Source organism: Caulobacter sp. AVps16 (assembly GCF_058681455.1).
The window spans coordinates 1949078-1967248 of the sequence record NZ_CM178739.1 but is presented as its reverse complement, the minus strand read 5'-3'; the positions used below and the strand labels follow the sequence as shown (position 1 = coordinate 1967248).

At 61.2% G+C, this 18171-nt stretch carries 15 protein-coding genes and 1 pseudogene; 11 read left to right on the top strand and 5 right to left on the bottom strand.

Going from position 1 to position 18171, the window contains the following annotated elements; all coding sequences use genetic code 11:
- The first annotated feature begins 41 nt into the window (after nucleotides 1-41).
- Nucleotides 42-3071 carry a TonB-dependent receptor gene (locus tag ACW17U_RS09475; RefSeq protein WP_492055684.1) on the top strand — a complete coding sequence of 1010 codons (3030 nt, stop codon included), beginning with the start codon at nucleotides 42-44 and terminating at the stop codon, nucleotides 3069-3071.
- Between the two features lie 352 nt (nucleotides 3072-3423).
- On the top strand, nucleotides 3424-6300 hold the full coding sequence (locus ACW17U_RS09470) for a TonB-dependent receptor (RefSeq protein ID WP_492055683.1): 2877 nt from the start codon (nucleotides 3424-3426) through the stop codon (nucleotides 6298-6300).
- A gap of 199 nt (nucleotides 6301-6499) precedes the next feature.
- Here the strand turns inward: ACW17U_RS09470 and ACW17U_RS09465 are convergent, their stop codons facing one another.
- The 3 genes from ACW17U_RS09465 to ACW17U_RS09455 all read right to left on the bottom strand — a co-directional run bounded on the left by ACW17U_RS09465 (nucleotide 6500) and on the right by ACW17U_RS09455 (nucleotide 9729).
- The gene (locus ACW17U_RS09465; protein ID WP_492055682.1) at nucleotides 6500-7198 is read right to left on the bottom strand and encodes an IS6 family transposase; all 699 of its coding nucleotides are present in this window, start codon (nucleotides 7196-7198) and stop codon (nucleotides 6500-6502) included.
- Between the two features lie 402 nt (nucleotides 7199-7600).
- Nucleotides 7601-8407, bottom strand: coding sequence for a DUF5681 domain-containing protein (locus ACW17U_RS09460; protein WP_492055681.1), 807 nt, complete (start codon nucleotides 8405-8407; stop codon nucleotides 7601-7603).
- A complete protein-coding gene (locus ACW17U_RS09455; RefSeq protein WP_492055680.1) occupies nucleotides 8404-9729 on the bottom strand; it encodes a site-specific DNA-methyltransferase in 1326 nt (441 codons plus the stop codon). Before ACW17U_RS09455 ends, ACW17U_RS09460 begins: the two co-directional genes overlap by 4 nt.
- Nucleotides 9730-9910: 181 nt before the next feature.
- On the opposite strand from ACW17U_RS09455, the gene ACW17U_RS09450 reads away from it, so the two are divergent.
- The 9 genes from ACW17U_RS09450 to ACW17U_RS09410 all read left to right on the top strand — a co-directional run bounded on the left by ACW17U_RS09450 (nucleotide 9911) and on the right by ACW17U_RS09410 (nucleotide 16255).
- Entirely contained in the window at nucleotides 9911-10189 is a 279-nt protein-coding gene (locus ACW17U_RS09450; protein WP_492055679.1) for a DUF3489 domain-containing protein, read from the top strand.
- Complete coding sequence (locus ACW17U_RS09445) at nucleotides 10189-10602, top strand: DUF2924 domain-containing protein (RefSeq protein WP_492055678.1); 414 nt, start codon at nucleotides 10189-10191, stop codon at nucleotides 10600-10602. Before ACW17U_RS09450 ends, ACW17U_RS09445 begins: the two co-directional genes overlap by 1 nt.
- Nucleotides 10599-12242, top strand: coding sequence for a recombinase family protein (locus tag ACW17U_RS09440; RefSeq protein WP_492055677.1), 1644 nt, complete (start codon nucleotides 10599-10601; stop codon nucleotides 12240-12242). The genes ACW17U_RS09445 and ACW17U_RS09440 overlap by 4 nt, the downstream gene beginning before the upstream one ends.
- A gap of 662 nt (nucleotides 12243-12904) precedes the next feature.
- A complete protein-coding gene (locus tag ACW17U_RS09435; RefSeq protein ID WP_492055676.1) occupies nucleotides 12905-14035 on the top strand; it encodes a tyrosine-type recombinase/integrase in 1131 nt (376 codons plus the stop codon).
- The gene (locus ACW17U_RS09430) at nucleotides 14032-14844 is read left to right on the top strand and encodes a hypothetical protein (RefSeq protein WP_492055675.1); all 813 of its coding nucleotides are present in this window, start codon (nucleotides 14032-14034) and stop codon (nucleotides 14842-14844) included. Before ACW17U_RS09435 ends, ACW17U_RS09430 begins: the two co-directional genes overlap by 4 nt.
- An 87-nt stretch (nucleotides 14845-14931) precedes the next feature.
- Nucleotides 14932-15123: a helix-turn-helix domain-containing protein gene (locus tag ACW17U_RS09425; RefSeq protein WP_492055674.1), complete on the top strand. Its 192-nt coding sequence runs from the start codon at nucleotides 14932-14934 to the stop codon at nucleotides 15121-15123.
- 2 nt (nucleotides 15124-15125) lie between these two features.
- A complete protein-coding gene (locus ACW17U_RS09420; RefSeq protein ID WP_492055673.1) occupies nucleotides 15126-15347 on the top strand; it encodes a hypothetical protein in 222 nt (73 codons plus the stop codon).
- On the top strand, nucleotides 15344-15712 hold the full coding sequence (locus tag ACW17U_RS09415) for a hypothetical protein (RefSeq protein ID WP_492055672.1): 369 nt from the start codon (nucleotides 15344-15346) through the stop codon (nucleotides 15710-15712). The genes ACW17U_RS09420 and ACW17U_RS09415 overlap by 4 nt, the downstream gene beginning before the upstream one ends.
- 66 nt (nucleotides 15713-15778) lie before the next feature.
- Nucleotides 15779-16255: a helix-turn-helix domain-containing protein gene (locus tag ACW17U_RS09410; protein WP_492055671.1), complete on the top strand. Its 477-nt coding sequence runs from the start codon at nucleotides 15779-15781 to the stop codon at nucleotides 16253-16255.
- Between the two features lie 373 nt (nucleotides 16256-16628).
- Here the strand turns inward: ACW17U_RS09410 and ACW17U_RS09405 are convergent.
- Nucleotides 16629-16721: pseudogene (locus ACW17U_RS09405) on the bottom strand (hypothetical protein); the annotation flags it as partial.
- Nucleotides 16679-17865, bottom strand: a protein-coding gene (locus tag ACW17U_RS09400) for an IS3-like element IS511 family transposase (protein WP_492055670.1) whose coding sequence is annotated in 2 segments (ribosomal slippage) — nucleotides 16679-17613 and nucleotides 17613-17865 — 1188 coding nt in all. Because the reading frame shifts where the segments join, the coding sequence is not laid out codon by codon here. The gene ACW17U_RS09400 and the pseudogene ACW17U_RS09405, both read right to left, overlap by 43 nt.
- Between the last annotated feature and the right edge of the window lie 306 nt (nucleotides 17866-18171).

Sequence of the window (18171 nt, the reverse complement as noted above, 5' to 3'; positions counted from 1 at the left end):
CGGGCTTTTCAGGAGGGGAAACCATGGCTTGTCAGCCAAGCTTGGCCTTGCGCGCGCTGCGCGCGTCATTGTTGTGCGGTATCGCGCTGCCTTTGGCTGCAACGCAGGTTCAAGCCCAGTCCGTGCCTGCTGCAGAGTCCGGCAAGGCCCAGAGCGCCCAGCAGAGCAACGCCGTCGCGACCGTTGAGGAAATCGTCGTCACGGGCATTCGGAGTTCTCTCCAGAACGCGCTCGTGGAGAAGCGTGAGGCCGACAACCTGATTGAGGTCATCCGGGCCGAGGACATCGGCAAGCTACCGGACCAGAATCTCGCCGAAGTCCTTGAGAACGTGACCGGTATTCAGATCAGCCGCGAAGCGGGGGTCGGCAACAAGGTGCAGATCCGGGGAACGGACGCCAACCGGGTCGAGATCAATGGTGTTTCGACTGTCGGTTCGGGTTCTGGGCGCTCCGGCATCAGCTTTGACGACCTGCCGGCATCGCTGATTTCTTCCGTTGAAGTGACAAAGGTGTCGACCGCGCAAACGGTCGAGGGGTCTGTCGGCGGCACGATCAATCTTCGCACGATCCGTCCGCTCAGCCTCAAGAAGCCTCTGATTGCCGGCCGGATGCAGATGGAGCACAGCGATCTTTCGGGTTCGACCCTCCCCCGGGTGTCCGGCACGCTGGGTGACAGGTGGGACACGGGTGTGGGGGAAATCGGCCTGGTCATGAGCGGCAGCTATGCCCGCCAGGACGTGGACAGCTTCAACCCGCGGGTCGATCGCGATGCGCTGGTGATGCCCGGCTCAAGCCCGAGTGCGAAGTCGTTTCCATTCCTGCGGATCCAGTTCTTTCAGCAGGGACAGGCAAACTACAAGTATGAGACCTATAACGGCACCACGGCGCTGGAATGGAAGCCGAACGATAATCTGAAACTGTATTTCGACGGCACCGTAAACCAGCAAGAGCGTGCGCAACAAAGCTATCGCGTACAACTGTCGGGCGTGTCTGCGGCCGGAGTCGTGGATACGACCAACAATACCTCCTTTGAAACCGTCAATTTCGGCAAGCTGAACGGACCAAACGGCCCCATCGACCTGGGATCCGTCCAGGCGGCGCTGACGGGTACAATGGGCATTACCGGGACCACGGGGTCCGTCGTCGATCCCAATCTTCGCACCTCGAGCGACACGGGCTCACGCGTTACGAAAAGCCAGGTCTTTGATTTCGGCGCGGACTGGCAGGCGAGCGACAATCTGTCCGTGCGCGCCGAGGCGTCACTGTCGACGTCGAAGTCGGACTTTCCAAACTTCTCGACCACTCTGGATTTCATCAATCCGAAAGGGCCGCAGCCTTCCTTCGGCAGGAGCCTGGACAACGGCGTGCCCCTGGCCTTCGACCTGAGAAATGGCACCCTGCAATTCGGTATCGATCAAGCCAGCGCCTTTGCCCCGACCAAGGAGCAAATGCTCGCCCCGGCCAATTACAAGTTGCAGCAGGTCTCGCAAAGTGCGGACAAGGCCGACAACGAAGAAAAGGCAGTGCGTGTCGATCTCTCCTATGATGCGACCCATATCCTGCCCTTCATCAAGTCGATTGATGCCGGTTATCGCTGGAGCAAAACCTCTTCGATCAAAAACTCGTTCACGAATAACATAACCCTGTCCAATACGAACACGGCCTGGAACAGACCGTCGGGCAATCTCTTTTCGGACATTCTGATTGCTGGACCTAGCAACTTCAACAAGGCCGATGATCGGACTCTGTTCTTCCCTGATTTCCTGCTGATCGATGGCAGCGCGGCGTTCAAAGACCCCACCCGCGTCCTGGCGTCGCTCAATAGCGCAATCTCGGCCAGCAATGCGGCCAAGACGGTCGGCCCCAATATTGCGCCGCTCGCAGGCCCGACGGAATCCGTCGCCGGCTTCTTCGAGATCAAGGAAACGACGGACGCGGCCTATTTCCAGGCCAATTTCGACACCGATATTGCCGGCAAATCCGTGCGCGGCAATGCCGGTGTCCGCTGGATCAACACCAAGATCACTTCGATCGGCAACAACGTCTCGAACGGTGCGTCCGCAGGCCAGATCGTTGAGAACAGCGAATATGACGTCTTCCTGCCGCGCCTTAGCCTGGTGGTGGAGCCGGCCGAGAAATTCTACGTCCGGGCTGGGGCGGCGAGGGATATCCGGCGTCCGGATTTCGACAAGCTGTCGACGTCGCTGTCCTTCTCTACGGGCGCGAATACACCGGTCTCGGTCGGCAATCCCAAGCTGGTGCCCGAAACCGTTTGGTCATTCGACATCTCCGGCGAGTATTACTTCGCGCCGTCAAGCTTGGTCAGTGTTGGGTTCTTCCACAAGGTTCGCGGCAATCTCTTCGCTGCCCGGCAGGAAGATCCGGCACCCAATCTGATCGGCAACCAGCTCAATATCGACATTACGCCGCCCTGTGAATCCGGCGGCATCTACAACCCCATTGCCAATCGCAACATCAATAGCCCCATCCAGGGCGTCGGCATCTGCGTGCCCTTGAGCTCGACCTTCAATGTTGAGGGCGAAACGACCCAGACCGGCATTGAACTCGCCTTCCAGCATGACCTGTCGGCTTGGGAAGACAAGCTCGGTTGGGCCTCGGGCTTTGGCTTCATTGGGAACTTCACGCATCAGAAAAGCGGCGGCAATGCCAAGGAATACCGTCTGGCGGATGGTCCGAGAACGATCTTTACCACCCTGGGAAAACCCAATTCGAAATCCCAGATTACGCTGACCAATCTGTCCGAGAATTCCTATAATACGACACTGTTCTACGACAAGTACGGCCTCAATGCGCGGCTGCGCTATACTTGGCGCTCCAGCTACGTATCGGATGACCCGTTCTTCTTCGGCCTGCCGCTGATCAATGCTGCACGCGGTCAGTTGAATGCCAGTGCCAACTACGCCATCAGCGATCGGTTCACCTTCGGACTTGAAGGCGTCAATCTCCTTCGGGAAGATCAGAGCCAGTACTGTGTGAACAACAAGGCCCTGCTGTGCTTCCAGGGCTTGACCGATCGAAGGGTCACGGCCGGCTTGAGCTTCCGTTTCTAAGGTACGGCTGAATACCGACGATCAAGGAGAAGGGGGGAGGGTGCTTGCTGATGCGAGCGCCCTCCCTTTTTTGTTTGTGCGTGGGCCAGGACGATTATTCGGGACATACCTGTGCAGCGCCCATGGCCTGGAGCGCGTGATCCTCAGGCCAGATCCGCAAGCGAGGGCCCTAGACCGCCGCCGTCCGCGTGCTGTCGCCCGTGCGGACCGCCTCCTCGCGCCTTAGTGTATCGGGGTGACCAATCTCCAGATATGGCCATACCAATTTGTCAGCCAATTGGTTGACATCTCGGTCTGTTGCCAGCAAAAGTTTGCCAAGTCCCAGGAATTGGGCACGGGAGGGACACAGGTCATGCGACATCATTCGACGCCCGCGGCGTCTGCCAGGGTCAGCGCTCTGAAATCGGCCTTGCTGGGCGGGATTGCCATTTCCGCCATGGCCGGCGCGGCATACGCCCAAACAGCCCCGGCCCAGCCCGAAGCCGCCTCGACGCTCGAGGAAGTCGTGGTCACCGGCATCCGGGCCTCGATTCAATCTTCCATCACCCGCAAGCGCGTTGAAACCGTCGTGGCGGACGTGCTTTCGGCCGACGACATTGGCGACCTGCCCGCCCTGTCGATCGGGGAGGCGATTGAAACGATCACGGGCGCGGCGACGCACCGTGAGAAGGGCGGCGCGTCCGAGATTTCGGTCCGGGGCCTGGGGCCGTTTCTGGGGTCGGCCAGTTTCAACGGGCGGGAAGCCAGCAATGGCAGTGGCGACCGCTCGGTCAATTTCAACCAGTTCCCGTCAGAACTCATCAATACGGTGGCGGTCTACAAGACCCAGCGGGCGGACTTCATCGAAGGCGGTGTCGCCGGCATCATCAATATGGAGACCCTCCAGCCTCTCGATTTCGGGAAGCGGAGAATCCAGCTGGAAGGTCGGGCGATCTGGGCCGACTACGACAGCAAGTTGAAAAATCCCAACGGCCTCGGGTATCGCGGCACGGCCAGCTATGTCGATCAGTTCGACCTCGGCAAGGCCGGAAGGCTGGGCATTTCAATTGGCTATCAGAATCTCGCCGACACCAATCCGGAAGAACTGTTTTCGTCCAGCACGACCTGGGTGGCCTGCAACAATGCCACGGCTGTCGTGTCGACGACCACGAACTGCATCCCGGTGACTCCCACTCAGGTCGCGGCAGGCACGCCCTATTACCTGTCCGCTGGCAGCCGGACCTATCGGCAGTTCATTGAGCAGAATGAGCGTGAGGCGGTCTTCGGTGCCTTGCAGTGGCGGATGACCGACCAGTTCGAGGTCGGCTTTGACTATCAGCAGTCGACGCGCACCTACACGGAAGAGCGCAACGACCTGAACTTCTCCGAGACGCTCCGTGGCGTGAACGGCCGGGTGGTCGGCGACCAGGGCGTGATCCTGGCTTACAATGGCAATACGACCATCGAGTCCACGCCCACCTTTCGCATCCGGACCGAAGAGTACAAGGGCGGCGGACTCAAGTTCAAATGGACCCCGACCGATGCCCTGACCCTGACCTCGGACATCTCCTATTCCAGCACCTTCCGCAGTGAGATGGACCGGCAGGTCCGCATGCGTTCGAATGCGACAGACATCTATGGCGTCGCCATTCCCGGCATCACGGGGCAGCGCGTGAACTACACCTATGATGCACGTGGCGTCGATCTGCCGGCCATCATGGTCAATCCGCTTTATGACCTTAACCGGCACGAGAACTTCAGCGCCGCCGCCCGCGTCCGCCGCGACGAATCCGTCCGCAATAACGAGATCAAGTCCATCCGGTTCGACGGAGCCTATGAGCTCGAGGACAACCTGTTCCGACGGGTTCGGGCCGGCGTTCGAGCCTCCGAACTGACCTATGACGACTTCGACGACCGGGTCGAGCTGAACATCGCGACCTCAACGACGATCCGCGATGCCAACCTTGCCTGTCGCAAGGAGTTTGGCCAGGCCGACTATCTGAGCAATGCCAGCGGGCCGACCATTTCGAGCTGGGCCACTTTCGATGCGCGTTGCCTGTTCCAGGCGTTCACCGGGGTGAAGGACACGGGAACCAACGCCGACACCCGCGCCATCGGCAATCGTGACATCATCGAAAGGACCAAGGCCGCCTATGTGCTCGGCGAGTTCGACACCCAGTTGTTCAACCTGCCAGTCACCGGCAATGTCGGGCTTCGCTATGTCCACACCGATGTGACCTCGGTGGGGCTGCGGGGCGGATTCAACGTCGTCAACAATGGCGACGGCACCATCCGGCTGGTGTCGAACGGCCAGTTCGAGAGTCAGACGATCAAGTCCGATTCCGAGGCCTGGTTGCCGAGCCTCAATGCGAACCTTGAACTGCGGCCAGATCTGGCACTGCGCGCTGGACTGTTCCGGGCGATGTCGCGACCCGACCCCAGTGCGCTCGGTGCCGGCCGCACGCTGAACCTGCAGTCAGGGACCTCTTTCGCGACGGTCGCTGAAGCGATCAACAGCATCACCGCCAACGGCAATCCGCGGACCCAGCCCCTGATGTCGTGGAATGGCGACCTGTCTCTGGAGTGGTACCCCAACCCCGACTCGATCCTCAGCCTTGCTGTCTACTACAAGCAGTTCAACGGAGGGTTCACGTCCAGTGTCGTCGATGAAACCTTCGCGGTGGGCGGGCAGAACATCACGGTTCCGGTGATCCAGGACGACGCCACCAAGGACAAGAGCACCCTTTCAGGGCTTGAGATCACAGCCTCGCATCGCTTCTCCAACCTGCCGGCCCCCTTCGATGGGCTGGGCTTCAAGGCCAGCTACAACTATGCGGACTCCGATTTCAAAACCCAGGATCTAAGGCTGGGCGAGCAGATCAATCCGCTGACCGGAGCCATCACCCCGGCCATCATCGCGCCGGCGGGGATCTTCGGCCTATCCAACCAGGTTTTCTCGGGCTCGCTCTACTACGAGATTGGCCCGATCGAGCTGCAGGGCATCTACAAGTGGCGGACGGAGTACTATCAGAAGTTCGTCGGAGGCCCGTCCCAGAACCGCTATGTGCGCGACACCGGCGTGTTTGATTTCCGCGCCTCCTACAGAGTCAACAAGCAGCTGTCGGTGAGTTTCGAAGGGTCCAACCTGAACGATGAGCCGCGGTTCCAGGACATGCCCATTCCGGGATCCATCCGGGAATATAGCAGCTATGGCGCGCGCTATTATCTCGGGGTCCGATATCGCTTCTAGGTCATCTGGGTCCGGCTGCGGTGGCGAGGTGGCAACCGCCTGACCTTGTCGCCGCGGGGCCCAGGACTAGAAGAACACCTGCGGGCTTTGCCGTCGGCCCGAGAGGGTCTGATCCAGTCCCGGTGCGGCTGTCGGGGTGCTGTCAGTCTAACCCCAACTTGTCTCCACTGGGCGCAGTTCGAGCAGAAGCAGCCTGGTCTCAAGCCATGAGAGATTGCCACTCAGCCAAGGCGGCTGAGCGTTGCGTCTTGTAAGTCTCCCGGTTGATGAGGTGGCGGTCCTGGTTGAAGTGGTTGTGGAAGGCGGCGTGGACGGAGCTGAATTTCTGCAGGCTCTTCATCTGTCGGAACCGCAGCATGGCCCGTTCTCGTCGCCGGAACGGTAGGTGTGAGTTCTCACAACGGTTGTTGGCCCAGCGGCCAATCTCCTGCTTCTCGGTGTTGCCGAGTTCCTTCATCGCCGCCCTATAAGAGCGCAGGCCGTCGGTGGTGACCGCCTTGGCACGTCCGTGCCGCTTCATCAGTTTCTTCATGAACTTCAACGCCGCAGGCTTGTCGCGGGTCTTGCTGGCGAAGGACTCTAGCACTTCACCCTCGTGGTCGACGGCCCGCCAGAGGTAGTGCATCTGGCCGTTGATCTTCACGTAGATCTCGTCGAGATGCCATTTCCAGTGCGTGAAGGCCCTCATCCGCCGGACCCGTTTTTGGCGGATCTCGGCGGCCAACATCGGGCCAAACCTGTTCCACCAGAACCGCACCGTCTCGTGGCAAATGTCGATGCCCCGTTCGGCCAGGAGGTCTTCAACGTTCCTAAGCGACAGCGGGTACTTGACGCACATCATCACCACCAGGCGGATCACCTCGGGCGAGCTGTTGAAGTAGCGGAATGGGTTGCTCATCCCAGCAGGCTACCGGCCAGGGGCGGCGCCAGCAATTTGCTCTGACAGCGCCCTCGCCCGGCTTGAGGCGATCGCGCATCGTCTGGACGGGAGTCAATCTCGACCGATGGCTCCGGGACCCGCGCGCAATGGTTCCTGGAACGCGCATGGCGTTTCGTCTTAGTGACCCACAGGCGCGTGCTGACGTTATCGCCTACCTGCAGGCTCAATCCCCACCTGCTCACAAGTAGCGCATTGGAACGACCGCTCTGCGACGGTCGTGTTCCCGGAGCGTACCAAGTTCGGCTCATAGCGCGCAGCCGCATCGCATCACCCGGACCTTCGCAAGCTTGCTGCCGAAGGTCCGGTTCATGGAGCAATACCAAGGTCCGCTGCTGGCGCTGAGCAGAAGGTCATCGAGGCTCAGCGACTACTGTCGATCCGTAACTGACGCAGTCGCTCCCGCCGCTCGTGATTTTTGGCCTGTTCCTGGTGCCACTCTCCGATGTTGAAGCCTGGGGCCCGCCGCGTCGGCTCATCTGGGATCAATCGGCCGATCATGTCCGCGAGCCGCTGCTCATGGGCGATTTCGATCTCATAGACCTCCCGAAGCTCCGGATTCTCTTCGATCTCCTGCCTATAGGCCTCGATCTCCAGCAAGGACTCTGCCCGACGTGCCGCGAGCTTGTCCCAGTGCGCCTTGTGATGGTCATCCATCGGGCCATTGAAGATGACCTGACCGGCGCGGATATCCAACAGAATGTCGTCGGGGTGTGGGATCGGATTTGGGCGGGCTTCACCTCTGCGATCACAGGCTTCGAAAACCTCCTCCCAGCCCTTCTTGTACTCGATCGCGGCCCCCATCATTGCGTCACGCTCGCTGAGCGACCGCTGTTCCACGGCCTGCACGAGGCCGGTGACGGCAAGCTGTGCTCTGTGGCTGCCTTTCACGGCGGCGACGCCCAGGCTTCGGAGTACGGCCTGGATCATCGGAAGCTCCTCGAGCTTCCCGTTTTCGCGGATCTGGATCGGCCGATAGGCCTCCTGCATGATCAGATCCTCCAGCCCTGACGCGCGACTTGCCGTCTTGCCCGGCTTTGCCTTCTTCCTGGGACGGCCGCGGGGATTGCCAGATGCACCCTTGCGGAACTGATGCTGCGCTGGCGGCTGACCATACCCGACCAGGGCCTTGCTCGGGCTGCCGGGGTCCTCATCGTCGGGCGCGCTCACTTCGGCTCCTCCCGCGAGCGCTGCACCTCGGTCGCCTCGAAGGTCGCACCATCCTGGGCAAGTTTCGCCGCCTTGCCAGTGAGCTTCTCAAACCGCCGCACAATGGTGTCGCAGTAGAGCGGGTCGAACTCGATGAGGCGGGCCGACCGACCGCATGTCTCCGCGGCGATCAGAGTGGTGCCGGATCCGCCAAATCCGTCGAGCACGATGCCGCCCCGCTTCGAGCAGTCACGGATCGCGTCGGCCACCAGAGCGGTTGGCTTAACGGTGGGATGCATCGCGAGCATCTCCCCGCGCCCCGATCCTAGACTGCTGATCCCCGGATAGTCCCAGACGTTGGTGCGGTATCGCCCGTCCTCACCAAGGCCGAAGCTGTTCACGTGTGGAGCTGTCCCGACCTTGAACACGAACACCAGCTCGTGCTTGGACCGATAGAAGGTGCCCATCCCGCCATTGGTCTTGTTCCAGATGCAGAGGTTCTTCAGCTCGCTGAACACCTGCTCGCCGGCCGCTAGCAATTCCCCCATGTGGCGCCAGTCCATGCATACGAAGGCGATGGCGCCATCGCGACTGACGCCGGCCATCGCGCCGAGGGCCTCCCGCAGGAACGCTGTGAACGCGGCCGAGGACATCTCGCCGGCGCCCATGGCGAACTCGCGATGCTGGATGCTCCCCAAGCCGGAGACGTGCCCATCGATCGGCACATTGTAAGGCGGATCCGTGAATACAAGGTCGGCGATATCGCCCCGCATGAGCCGGGCATAGTCCTCCGGATTGCGCGCATCGCCGCAGATCAGCCGGTGGCGCCCAAGCTCCCAGATGTCGCCCATCCGGCTTACCGCCGCCGTCGCGAAAGGCGGGACCTGATCCTCCGGACCGGGAGGCGCGTCGGGGTCGCTGTCTCGGGACAAGTCGAGGGTAAGGTCGACCTCGGCCAGTGAAAAGCCGGTCAGGGTCACGTCGAAGTCCAGGTCGATGAGGGCCTGGAGTTCGATCGCAAGGATCTCGGTGTCCCAGCCTGCGTTGAGCGCGAGTTTGTTGTCGGCGAGTACGTAGGCTCGGCGTTCGGTCTCGCTAAGGTGGGACAGGCGGAGGATCGGCACCGATTCCAGGCCGAGAAGCTTTGCAGCTTCAACCCGGCCATGACCGGCGATGATCTGACCCTCGTCGCTCACCAGCACCGGATTGGTGAAGCCGAACCGCTGGATACTGTCGGCGATCTGCTTGATCTGCTTTTTGGAATGGCGCCTAGCGTTTCGGACGTAAGGTTTGAGCGTGCTTGGTGCGCGGTGCTCGACTTCAAGTTCGGCGGGGCGAGTCATCTGCCGAACATATCATGAACTCGTGATTCTGAAACTAATGGCCGCAACCTGCCGCTGCCTGCGCTGAGGTTCGACTGGACTGCGGCGGGCGTCCGAGCATTGCTGTTGGCGTCCAGCCCGGCAGTCCGGGTTTTGCTCAGTGCGGGCCAACACCGGCCCCATGAGCGAAGGACAACTTCAAATGACCAAGTCATTCCGCAGATCCGGCGCCTTGCCCACAGACTTAACCGCCGAGATCCCGACCGAGCCGGCCAAGACGAAAATCGCCAGCGTCGTCGACCTGCTTCGCAACCCGGGCGGCGCGACCCTTGAGACTATGATGCGCGCTACAGGCTGGCAGGCGCACTCGGTCCGCGGTGCCCTGGCCGGATCGATCAAGAAGGGCATGGGCCTGCACGTCGTCTCTGAGAAGGTCGACGGTGTCCGGATTTATCGCATCCCGGCGAAGGTCCCGGCGTGATGATCGATCCCGCAATTACCGAGGAGGTTCGGGCGCTCGAGCGCCTGGACCTGGAGGGGCTGCGAGCGGTTTGGCGCGAGCGCTATGGACCTCCGCCGACGCTGAGGTCGACCGACCTTTTGGCTAGGCTCTTGGCCTGGGGGATTCAATCCGAGGCCTTCGGAGGCTTGGACGCCGAGACCCGGTCGACCCTCTTCCGAATGAGTCTCCCCGTCGCTGCGCCCAGTCTCGCCCCAGGCATGCGTCTGGAACGTATCTGGCGTGGGACCACCCAGACCGTCGAGATTGTCGAAGGCGGGTTCCGCTGGAGTGGACAGACCTATCGCAGCCTTTCACAGGTGGCCCAAGCGATCACGGGCGTGAAGTGGAACGGTCCAAGGTTCTTCGGGCTACGGCGGGACCCAGCGCGATGAGCCAGAAGCTTCGCTGCGCCATCTACACCCGAAAGTCCTCTGAAGAGGGGCTCGATCAGAGCTTCAACAGCCTGCACGCCCAGCGCGAGGCGTGCGAGGCCTATGTGCTGAGCCAGGCCGGGGAGGGATGGTCGGCCCTCAGGACCACCTACGACGATGGCGGGTTCTCCGGCGGTTCAATGGAGCGGCCGGGCTTGGCCCAACTGCTCAGCGACATCGCCGCAGGCAAGATCGATGTGGTGGTGGTCTATAAGGTCGATCGATTGACCCGGTCGCTGGCGGATTTCGCCAAGATCGTTGAAACCTTTGACGCGCGGGGCGTCTCGTTCGTTTCGGTCACCCAGGCCTTTAACACCACCAACAGCATGGGCCGGTTGACCCTCAACGTTCTGCTGTCGTTCGCCCAGTTCGAGCGCGAGGTCACCGGCGAGCGCATTCGCGACAAGATCGCCGCCTCCAAAGCCAAGGGCATGTGGATGGGCGGTACTATTCCTCTGGGCTACGACCTTCGTGAGCGCAAGCTGATCATAAATCTCGTCGAGTCCGAACTCGTCCGGGACATCTTCGCGCGCTACCTGGCCGGATCGTCGGCGGCGTCGCTGGCGGAGGATCTTGAGCGCGCCGGCGTCCGCTCCAAGGCCTGGACGACGCGCGCGGGCCGGCCGATGGGCGGCAACGTCATGGGCAAGGGCGCCATCGTCCATATCCTTCAGAGCCGGCTTTACCTCGGTGAGATCGTCCACAAAGGACAGGTCCATACCGGCGAGCATGAAGCGATCATCTCGCGGGAGGTGTTTGATACGGCCGCGGCCCAGATGGCTGCGAAGGCGGCGCTGCGCCGCAGTCGGCCGTCGCGCGCTGTGGCGGGACCACTCAAAGGTCGACTGTTCGATGGTTTGGGTCAGCCAATGAGCCCGAGCTTTGCCTATGGCAAAGCTGGAAAGCTGCATCGCTACTACATCGCCATGGCGTTGCAGCGCGGCGTCAAGCTGGCGCAGGCTGATGGCTTCATACGCCGGGTGTCAGCGCCTGCGGTTGAGGGTTTCCTTGTCGGCATCTTGAAGCGGATCAGCACCCGAGACGATGTGGAGACCGCCGACTTGCAGGATGTTGTGCATCGCGTGGAGCTGCGGGCGGATGAGACCCATCTCATCATAGATTCCGAGATGCTCTTTCCCAGCGAGAATCCGGAGCTTGTACTGGCCGCGGTTCGCAAGGCCCTCGTTGAGGGCGAACAGGCGGTTGCAGAACGCGGGCAGCAAAATGCGATCCGGCTGGTGCTGCCCCAACGTCTCCAACTCCGCGGCGGGCGGACATCAATCCGCGGGGGTTCGGCGGATGAGCGGCCTAGGCGGATCAATCCCGGGCTTGTGAACGCCCTGAAGCGCGCCCATGCCGACTTGCTCGAACTGAAGGCCTCGCCGTTTTCGAGCCGGGAAGACCTTCAATCTGCCGTGGCGCCGGCGACGCAACATGATCGTCAGGTCTGTCGCCTGGCTCTGATGTCGCCGGATATCCAGCGCCAAATTCTCGTGGGTGACCAGCCCGCCGGAATGACCCTTCGAAACATCCTGAAAACGCCGATGCCGCTTGCCTGGGCAGACCAGATGGCCTGGCTGGAGACGATTTCGCGCGGGTGATTTAGCCCCGAAAATTATCCCTGCTCCAGGGCGAATTGTTCCCTGTTCAACTCGATAATGTTCCCTGTTGCCGGCTTGCAAATTCCCTGTTTGCGAGCTGAAGCATCGTGGAAGATTTCGTGATTATTGCATTAAATTCAGAAGGTTATGTAGGTGTGAGCGTCTTGGGGAGGCCGACGGTGCGTTTTTAATGTCCCTGCAATCCCTGTTATCTGCTCATAACAGGGAAACCGTCACGGTTTTTGATGCGCGGAGACAGGCCGTGAAATGGAGGGGTTTGGGGGCCGAACAGGGCCATCGGAGACCAGGCCGAATGACGGATTGGTCTCGCTGGAAGCCCGGTGCGCCGGGGCTTTGGAGACTTGGTCTCAGAGAAGAGCTAAGTTGCCCAGACTGCGTGGCGGCCCGGAAGACCGCCATATCCCCATCCCAAGTGATGTCTGTCTGTCCGAATTAGCTGTTACAATTCAATGTATAGTCCACTCCTTTGGTCTCAGCTTGTCCAACGCAATCCCATTCTATAGTAGGGACCAGTAGGGACCCAAGTTGGGACCGAAGCTGTTGGGACCGGCATGGCTCGGCACATAAACAAACTCCCCCCCAAGGCCGCGACGGCCATTACCGCGCCGGGTCGCTATTCCGATGGCGGCGGGCTCTATCTGGTGGTGGGTGCCGGGGCGTCGCGCAAATGGGTGTTCCGTTTCCGGTGGAACGGCAAGCTCCGGGACATGGGCTTGGGTGGGACCACGAAAGTCTCCCTCGCCAGGGCGCGGGAGCGGGCTGCGGAGGCGCGCCGGATGCTTGGCGATGGGGAGAGCCCCCTGGAGGCCAAACAGGCCCTGAAAGCCATTCCGACCTTCGGCGAGTTTGCCGACGAGCTGGTCACAGTTCTCAAGGCCGAATGGCGCAATGAAAAGCATAGGGCGCAATGGGCCAAAGCCCTGACCAAGGATGCGGCCCCGCTACGGCCTTTGCGCTTGGACAAGATCGAGACCTCGCATGTTCTCGATACCCTGAAGCCGATCTGGTCTGAAAAGCCAGAGACCGCATCGCGCTTGCAACAGCGCATCGCGCGGGTGCTGGACGCGGCCAGGGCCAAAGGTTTCCGATCCGGGGAGAACCCGGCGCGGTGGTCGGGTCATCTGGACCACCTGCTACCAGCCCGCCAGAAGCTCTCCCGTGGCCATCATGCCGCCTTGCCCTATGCCGAGGTGTCCGCATTCATCGCCAAGCTTCGGGAGCGCGACGCGGTGGCGGCCCTGGCCTTGGAGTTTGTCATTTTGACAGCAGCCCGGTCTGGTGAGGTGCGTGGCGCGACCTGGGCGGAGATTGATCTTGAAGCCAAGGTCTGGACCGTCCCCGCATCGCGCATGAAGGCGGGCCGGGAACATCGGGTTCCCCTCTCAGCGTCTGCGCTCGCCTTGCTGAACAAGGTCAAGCCGCTGACCGACGGCAAGGCCGATGCCTTCGTGTTCCCCGGCTTCAAGAAGGACGCCAGCCTTTCGGACGCGGCCTTTAGCGCTCTATTCATCCGCATGGGCCTGGACCGAGGCGCCATCACCCCACATGGCTTTAGGTCCAGCTTCCGGGATTGGGCGGGGGAGGTCTCGACCTTTCCTCGCGAGGTGGCGGAGGCGGCCTTGGCGCACTCCGTCGGCGACGCTACCGAACAAGCCTACCGCCGGGGGGACGCGCTGGAAAAGCGCCGCAAGCTCATGGATGCCTGGGCGGGATACTGTGAGCGCCTGCCTGGGGGTGGCAACGTCATGCCTATGCTGAGGGGGAGCAAATGAAGCGCCGAAAAGCAAATCATGAAAGGTCTGGGCTGCTCAATCGTAGGGAGCCTGAGCCACGCGAGACAATCCCCGCTAGCCAGCCGGAGCGGATAGAGGCGGCTTTCAGGGCTTGGGGCGAGAGCGCTTCGCTGGCGAACCTGCTGGCCGAGGCGCGCGAGAATGTAAACCAGATCGAGGCCGCAGCCCTGGCGGTTTACCGACGAAACGGTCTTCCCGATCGAGACGGCGCCTACTTGCGTAATCCAGCCGACGGGACTTGGCATCCTCAACGGATCGCAGAAAGGCCTGGCGGCAAGTGGATCAAGGTTGATGACGACGGGGTCAATCGAGAACGGTGGGGCCGGACTCACATTGAAAACATCGGCGAAGAATATTCTGCAAATAGTGAAATTGGATTTGCGTCCAAAATACTCAAATCAGTATCGACGTCCCGCGCTCTAATAAATGAAATTGAATTAAAAGAAGACTATTTTGGAATTCGGGCATTTAATGCCGGATATAGTATAATGTGGAATTACTGGCTCATGGACATTGAGTTTGGTCTAAGCGATTTAGTTGCGCCGGAAATTCTAGCTAGAGCGGGCCGTAAAGCTGGCGGAACTGCAAGAGCCACCTCGCAGCGAAACAAAAATAAGGCTGAGTGGTCTAGGTGGAAGTCTGAAGCAGACAGGCTTTGCGCGAAGAACGCGGACCTGGGAGCCAAAGGCAACGGCGAGCGACTAGGAGACCTCATTGTCAAGAACCTCAATTTGTCAGTGAAATCCGATACCGTCATTCGAAGGATCAAAAAGGACGGACGCAGCTAACCACCTTCCGGCGGCGGCCTGACATCTGGCTATCCGACACTTTGAAACGGACGGAATGGCCCGCCCGCAGGTGTTGGATCAAAGCTCTTGTCCCCTCACCCTATTTTGCCTGTCGCCCTCAACATGACCGGTGCGGCGGCCTATTCGGGCCTGTCCCGCTCCCGTCTCTATGAACTGATGCGCTCGGGCGCTCTGGCCAGCTTTCAGGTCGGCGGACGCCGCATGATACGCCGCGACGCCTTGGACGCCTTTTTCGCCAAGTTGGCGGGGGAGGCGTGATCATGACGATCAAGAAAAAGCCCGCCGCGTTCGAGCGCGACGGGCCTTCCAATGTGGTTCTGCCTGACAGCAACGAACTCCACGCCAATACCCCTTCGTCAACTCAGGTTCAACACCGCGCTCGTGACCTGTTCGTCGAGGCGCTGGGACTCCGGGGAGGCGACCGGCATGCTGCCCTCAGCCTTAGTCGTCACTTCGGCCAAATTGCTCGGAGGGTGGCATGACCTATCTCAATGAGCAGGGCTTTGAAGTCGGCACCAACGGAACCGGCACCCTGGCGGCTCGAAGCAACGCGCGACAGGTCAGGGTACGGCGAGCGCAGTTGCTGGAGGGTCTTGAAGCCGGTCCCGCAACCGCAGAGCAGCCAGGCGAGCGTGCCAGCCTTCATTGGTATCTCGCGCCCCCTCGCCTGTTGGAACTGAAAGCCCTGGGCCTGGTAACTGTAGTAGGTGAACGGGCGCGCGGCGCCAGGGGCGGTGAGGTGAACGTCTGGCGGCTGACCACTGCTGTCGAGCACGCAGCCTTCACAATGGCCGCGACCGCGATTGTGCCGGGCCTTCTTGAGAAAGGGGGAGCCGACCGCGCTTAGCGCAGTTGGGGCGCGACGGTGGTCCCCGTCGCGCCCTGATCCGCTGTTGCGTCTTTGGCGAACCGAGTGGCCAGCAAGCACAATCAAAAGGGACGATCGAAAACAGGCAGTTTCATCATGCTCCAGCGGTTCATGATGGACTCGCCTGCATGGCGCGACCTGACACCGGCGGCGCGAGCGATCTATCTGGAAGTGGCGAAACTCTACAATGGCCGAAACAATGGACATCTTGCCCTGTCGGTCAGGGATGCCGCCGACCGGTGCCGCGTGAACAAGGATACAGCCGCCAAGGCCCTGGCGTCGCTGCAGCACCATGGCTTTATCGAGTGTGTCACGGTGGGCGGCTTTAGCCGAAAGGTCAGGCACGCGACCGAATGGCGCTTGTCGATCGAACGTTGCGACAAGACCCAAGCGCTACCAACGAAGGCGTTCATGAGGTGGCGATCGCCACCGACTGAATGCAAAACACGGTCCGGAAATAGTGCTCCAGCGGTCCCTTCGTTTAGGACAGTCACGGCATTGCCGAGCCCAAAAGGGGCCTGACGGTGCACTCGTTTGGGACCGTGGCGGTGGTTTTCCCTCCATCACGGTCCCCCCGTTTGGGACACATATACAATCTAGCCATAGGCGGTAGCGAAGCCGGGAGCGTAGCGCGCCCCCCAAAGGGCGCCGTAGCGAGCGAGCGGCTTCGCGGAGGCAACCACCGACGTTTTCAATTTCAGCCTAAAGTCTAGATGATATCTCGGTTTGAAATAAGCCAGACGCTCTAGCGTCCCGCCCCTATTGCTGTGCAGCACGCAACATCTTGCAAAATTTGACCTTAGCCTCCGGCTATATAGTGAAGACTAGATCGAGCATGTCGCGCGTTCGGTCCGTGTAATGCGCTCACAATGCCCGCAATTGGTCAGGAGTGTTAAATCAGGCCATCGCCCGTAACCGGAGATTTTGTGACCTGCCTCTGATCTTTCATCCAGCGCGGACCAGAGTCTCGGCACGGGTTACGCCCGATGGCGCGGTTGTAGCAACAGGCCGAGCCGTGGAGCTTCCACATTGCGCAGCGGGTCGGCCTGTTGCGTTCAGGTGCGCGGCATAGGCCGCAGGGGTCTGGTATCCGATCGACGAGTGCGGCCGGCGGGTGTTGTAGTCTTCGGCCCAGGCAGCGAGCTTCTGGCGGGCGTGGTCGAGGCCGAAAAACAGGGTCTCGTTGAGCAGTTCGTCGCGCATCCGGCCATTAAAGCTCTCCACGAAACCGTTCTGGGTGGGTTTGCCCGGCGCGATGTAGTGCCAAGCGACGCGATGATCCTCCGCCCAGGCCAGAATGGCCGTCGAGGTGAACTCCGTGCCATTGTCGCTGACGATCATCCCTGGCCGGCCACGACGGTCGATCAGCGCCGACAGCTCCCGCGCCACGCGCCGACCTGAGATCGAGGTGTCAGGGATCGCCGCCAGACATTCTCGGGTGACGTCGTCGACAACATTGAGAACCCTGAACCGGCGCCCGCCCGCGAACTGGTCGTGCACGAAGTCCAGCGACCAGCGGGCATTGGCCTTTGCCTCCACTAGGATCGGCGCCCGTGTGCCAATGGCGCAGCGGCGAGCCCGGCGTTTGCGCACCGTCAGGCCCTCCTCGCGGTAGAGCCGGTAGATGCGGTTCTTGCCGGAAAGCTCGCCCTCCCGACGCAGCAGGACGAACAGCCGTCGATAGCCGAAACGTCGTCGCTCGGCGGCGAGGCTGCGCAGGCGCTCACGCAACTCGGTGTCGGGCGCGCGGCGGGACCGGTAGCGCACCATCTTGCGGTCCGCCTTGACGATGGAGCAGGCCCGCCGCTCACTGATCTCGAACACCGTCCGCAGATGAGCGACGCCCTCGCGCATGGCGGCGGGCCCTACCATTTTTTTGAGAGCAGCTCGTTCAACGCCGCCTTGTCGAGCATGGCGTCGGCCAACAACGACTTGAGCCGCCGGTTCTCGTCCTCCAGCGCCTTCAGCCGCTGGGCCTCCGACACGCTCATGCCGCCGAACTTGGCCTTCCAGGCATAGATCGTGCCTTCCGACACGCCGTGCTTGCGGGCCAACTCACCCGCCTTCGCCCCAGCCTCGTTCTCCCGCAGGATCCCGATGATCTGCTCTTCCGTAAATCTCGCTCGCTTCATGTCCGTCCTCTCAAGGGCCGAACTCTAGCTCCGCGTGGAGGAAAAAATCAGGGGCAGGTCATTTGCCCCAGCCTTGAAGCGGACTTCCGAAGCTCGGTTATCGGGGAGGGGGAGGGGGAGGGGGAGGTCAAATCTCTCGGTCGATCAGCGTGGAGACCGGTGAGGTAACAGCATGAATTTCGCCGCGAAATAGGCCCAATCTTTTTTTTTTGAGGAGGCAGAATGCGACTGGGAACGATGGGAGCTGTGGGAACGCCTATTGAGACTACAATTGTTTGAAATGGCCTGATAGGTTGGAACGGTTCC

Coding starts and splice junctions, on each gene's coding strand:
- ACW17U_RS09470 (WP_492055683.1), top strand. CDS start 3,424: ATGCGACATCATTCGACGCCCGCGGCGTCTGCCAGGGTCAGCGCTCTG.
- ACW17U_RS09465 (WP_492055682.1), bottom strand. CDS start 7,198: ATGAGCAACCCATTCCGCTACTTCAACAGCTCGCCCGAGGTGATCCGC.
- ACW17U_RS09455 (WP_492055680.1), bottom strand. CDS start 9,729: ATGACTCGCCCCGCCGAACTTGAAGTCGAGCACCGCGCACCAAGCACG.
- ACW17U_RS09450 (WP_492055679.1), top strand. CDS start 9,911: ATGACCAAGTCATTCCGCAGATCCGGCGCCTTGCCCACAGACTTAACC.
- ACW17U_RS09445 (WP_492055678.1), top strand. CDS start 10,189: ATGATCGATCCCGCAATTACCGAGGAGGTTCGGGCGCTCGAGCGCCTG.
- ACW17U_RS09440 (WP_492055677.1), top strand. CDS start 10,599: ATGAGCCAGAAGCTTCGCTGCGCCATCTACACCCGAAAGTCCTCTGAA.
- ACW17U_RS09430 (WP_492055675.1), top strand. CDS start 14,032: ATGAAGCGCCGAAAAGCAAATCATGAAAGGTCTGGGCTGCTCAATCGT.
- ACW17U_RS09420 (WP_492055673.1), top strand. CDS start 15,126: ATGACGATCAAGAAAAAGCCCGCCGCGTTCGAGCGCGACGGGCCTTCC.
- ACW17U_RS09415 (WP_492055672.1), top strand. CDS start 15,344: ATGACCTATCTCAATGAGCAGGGCTTTGAAGTCGGCACCAACGGAACC.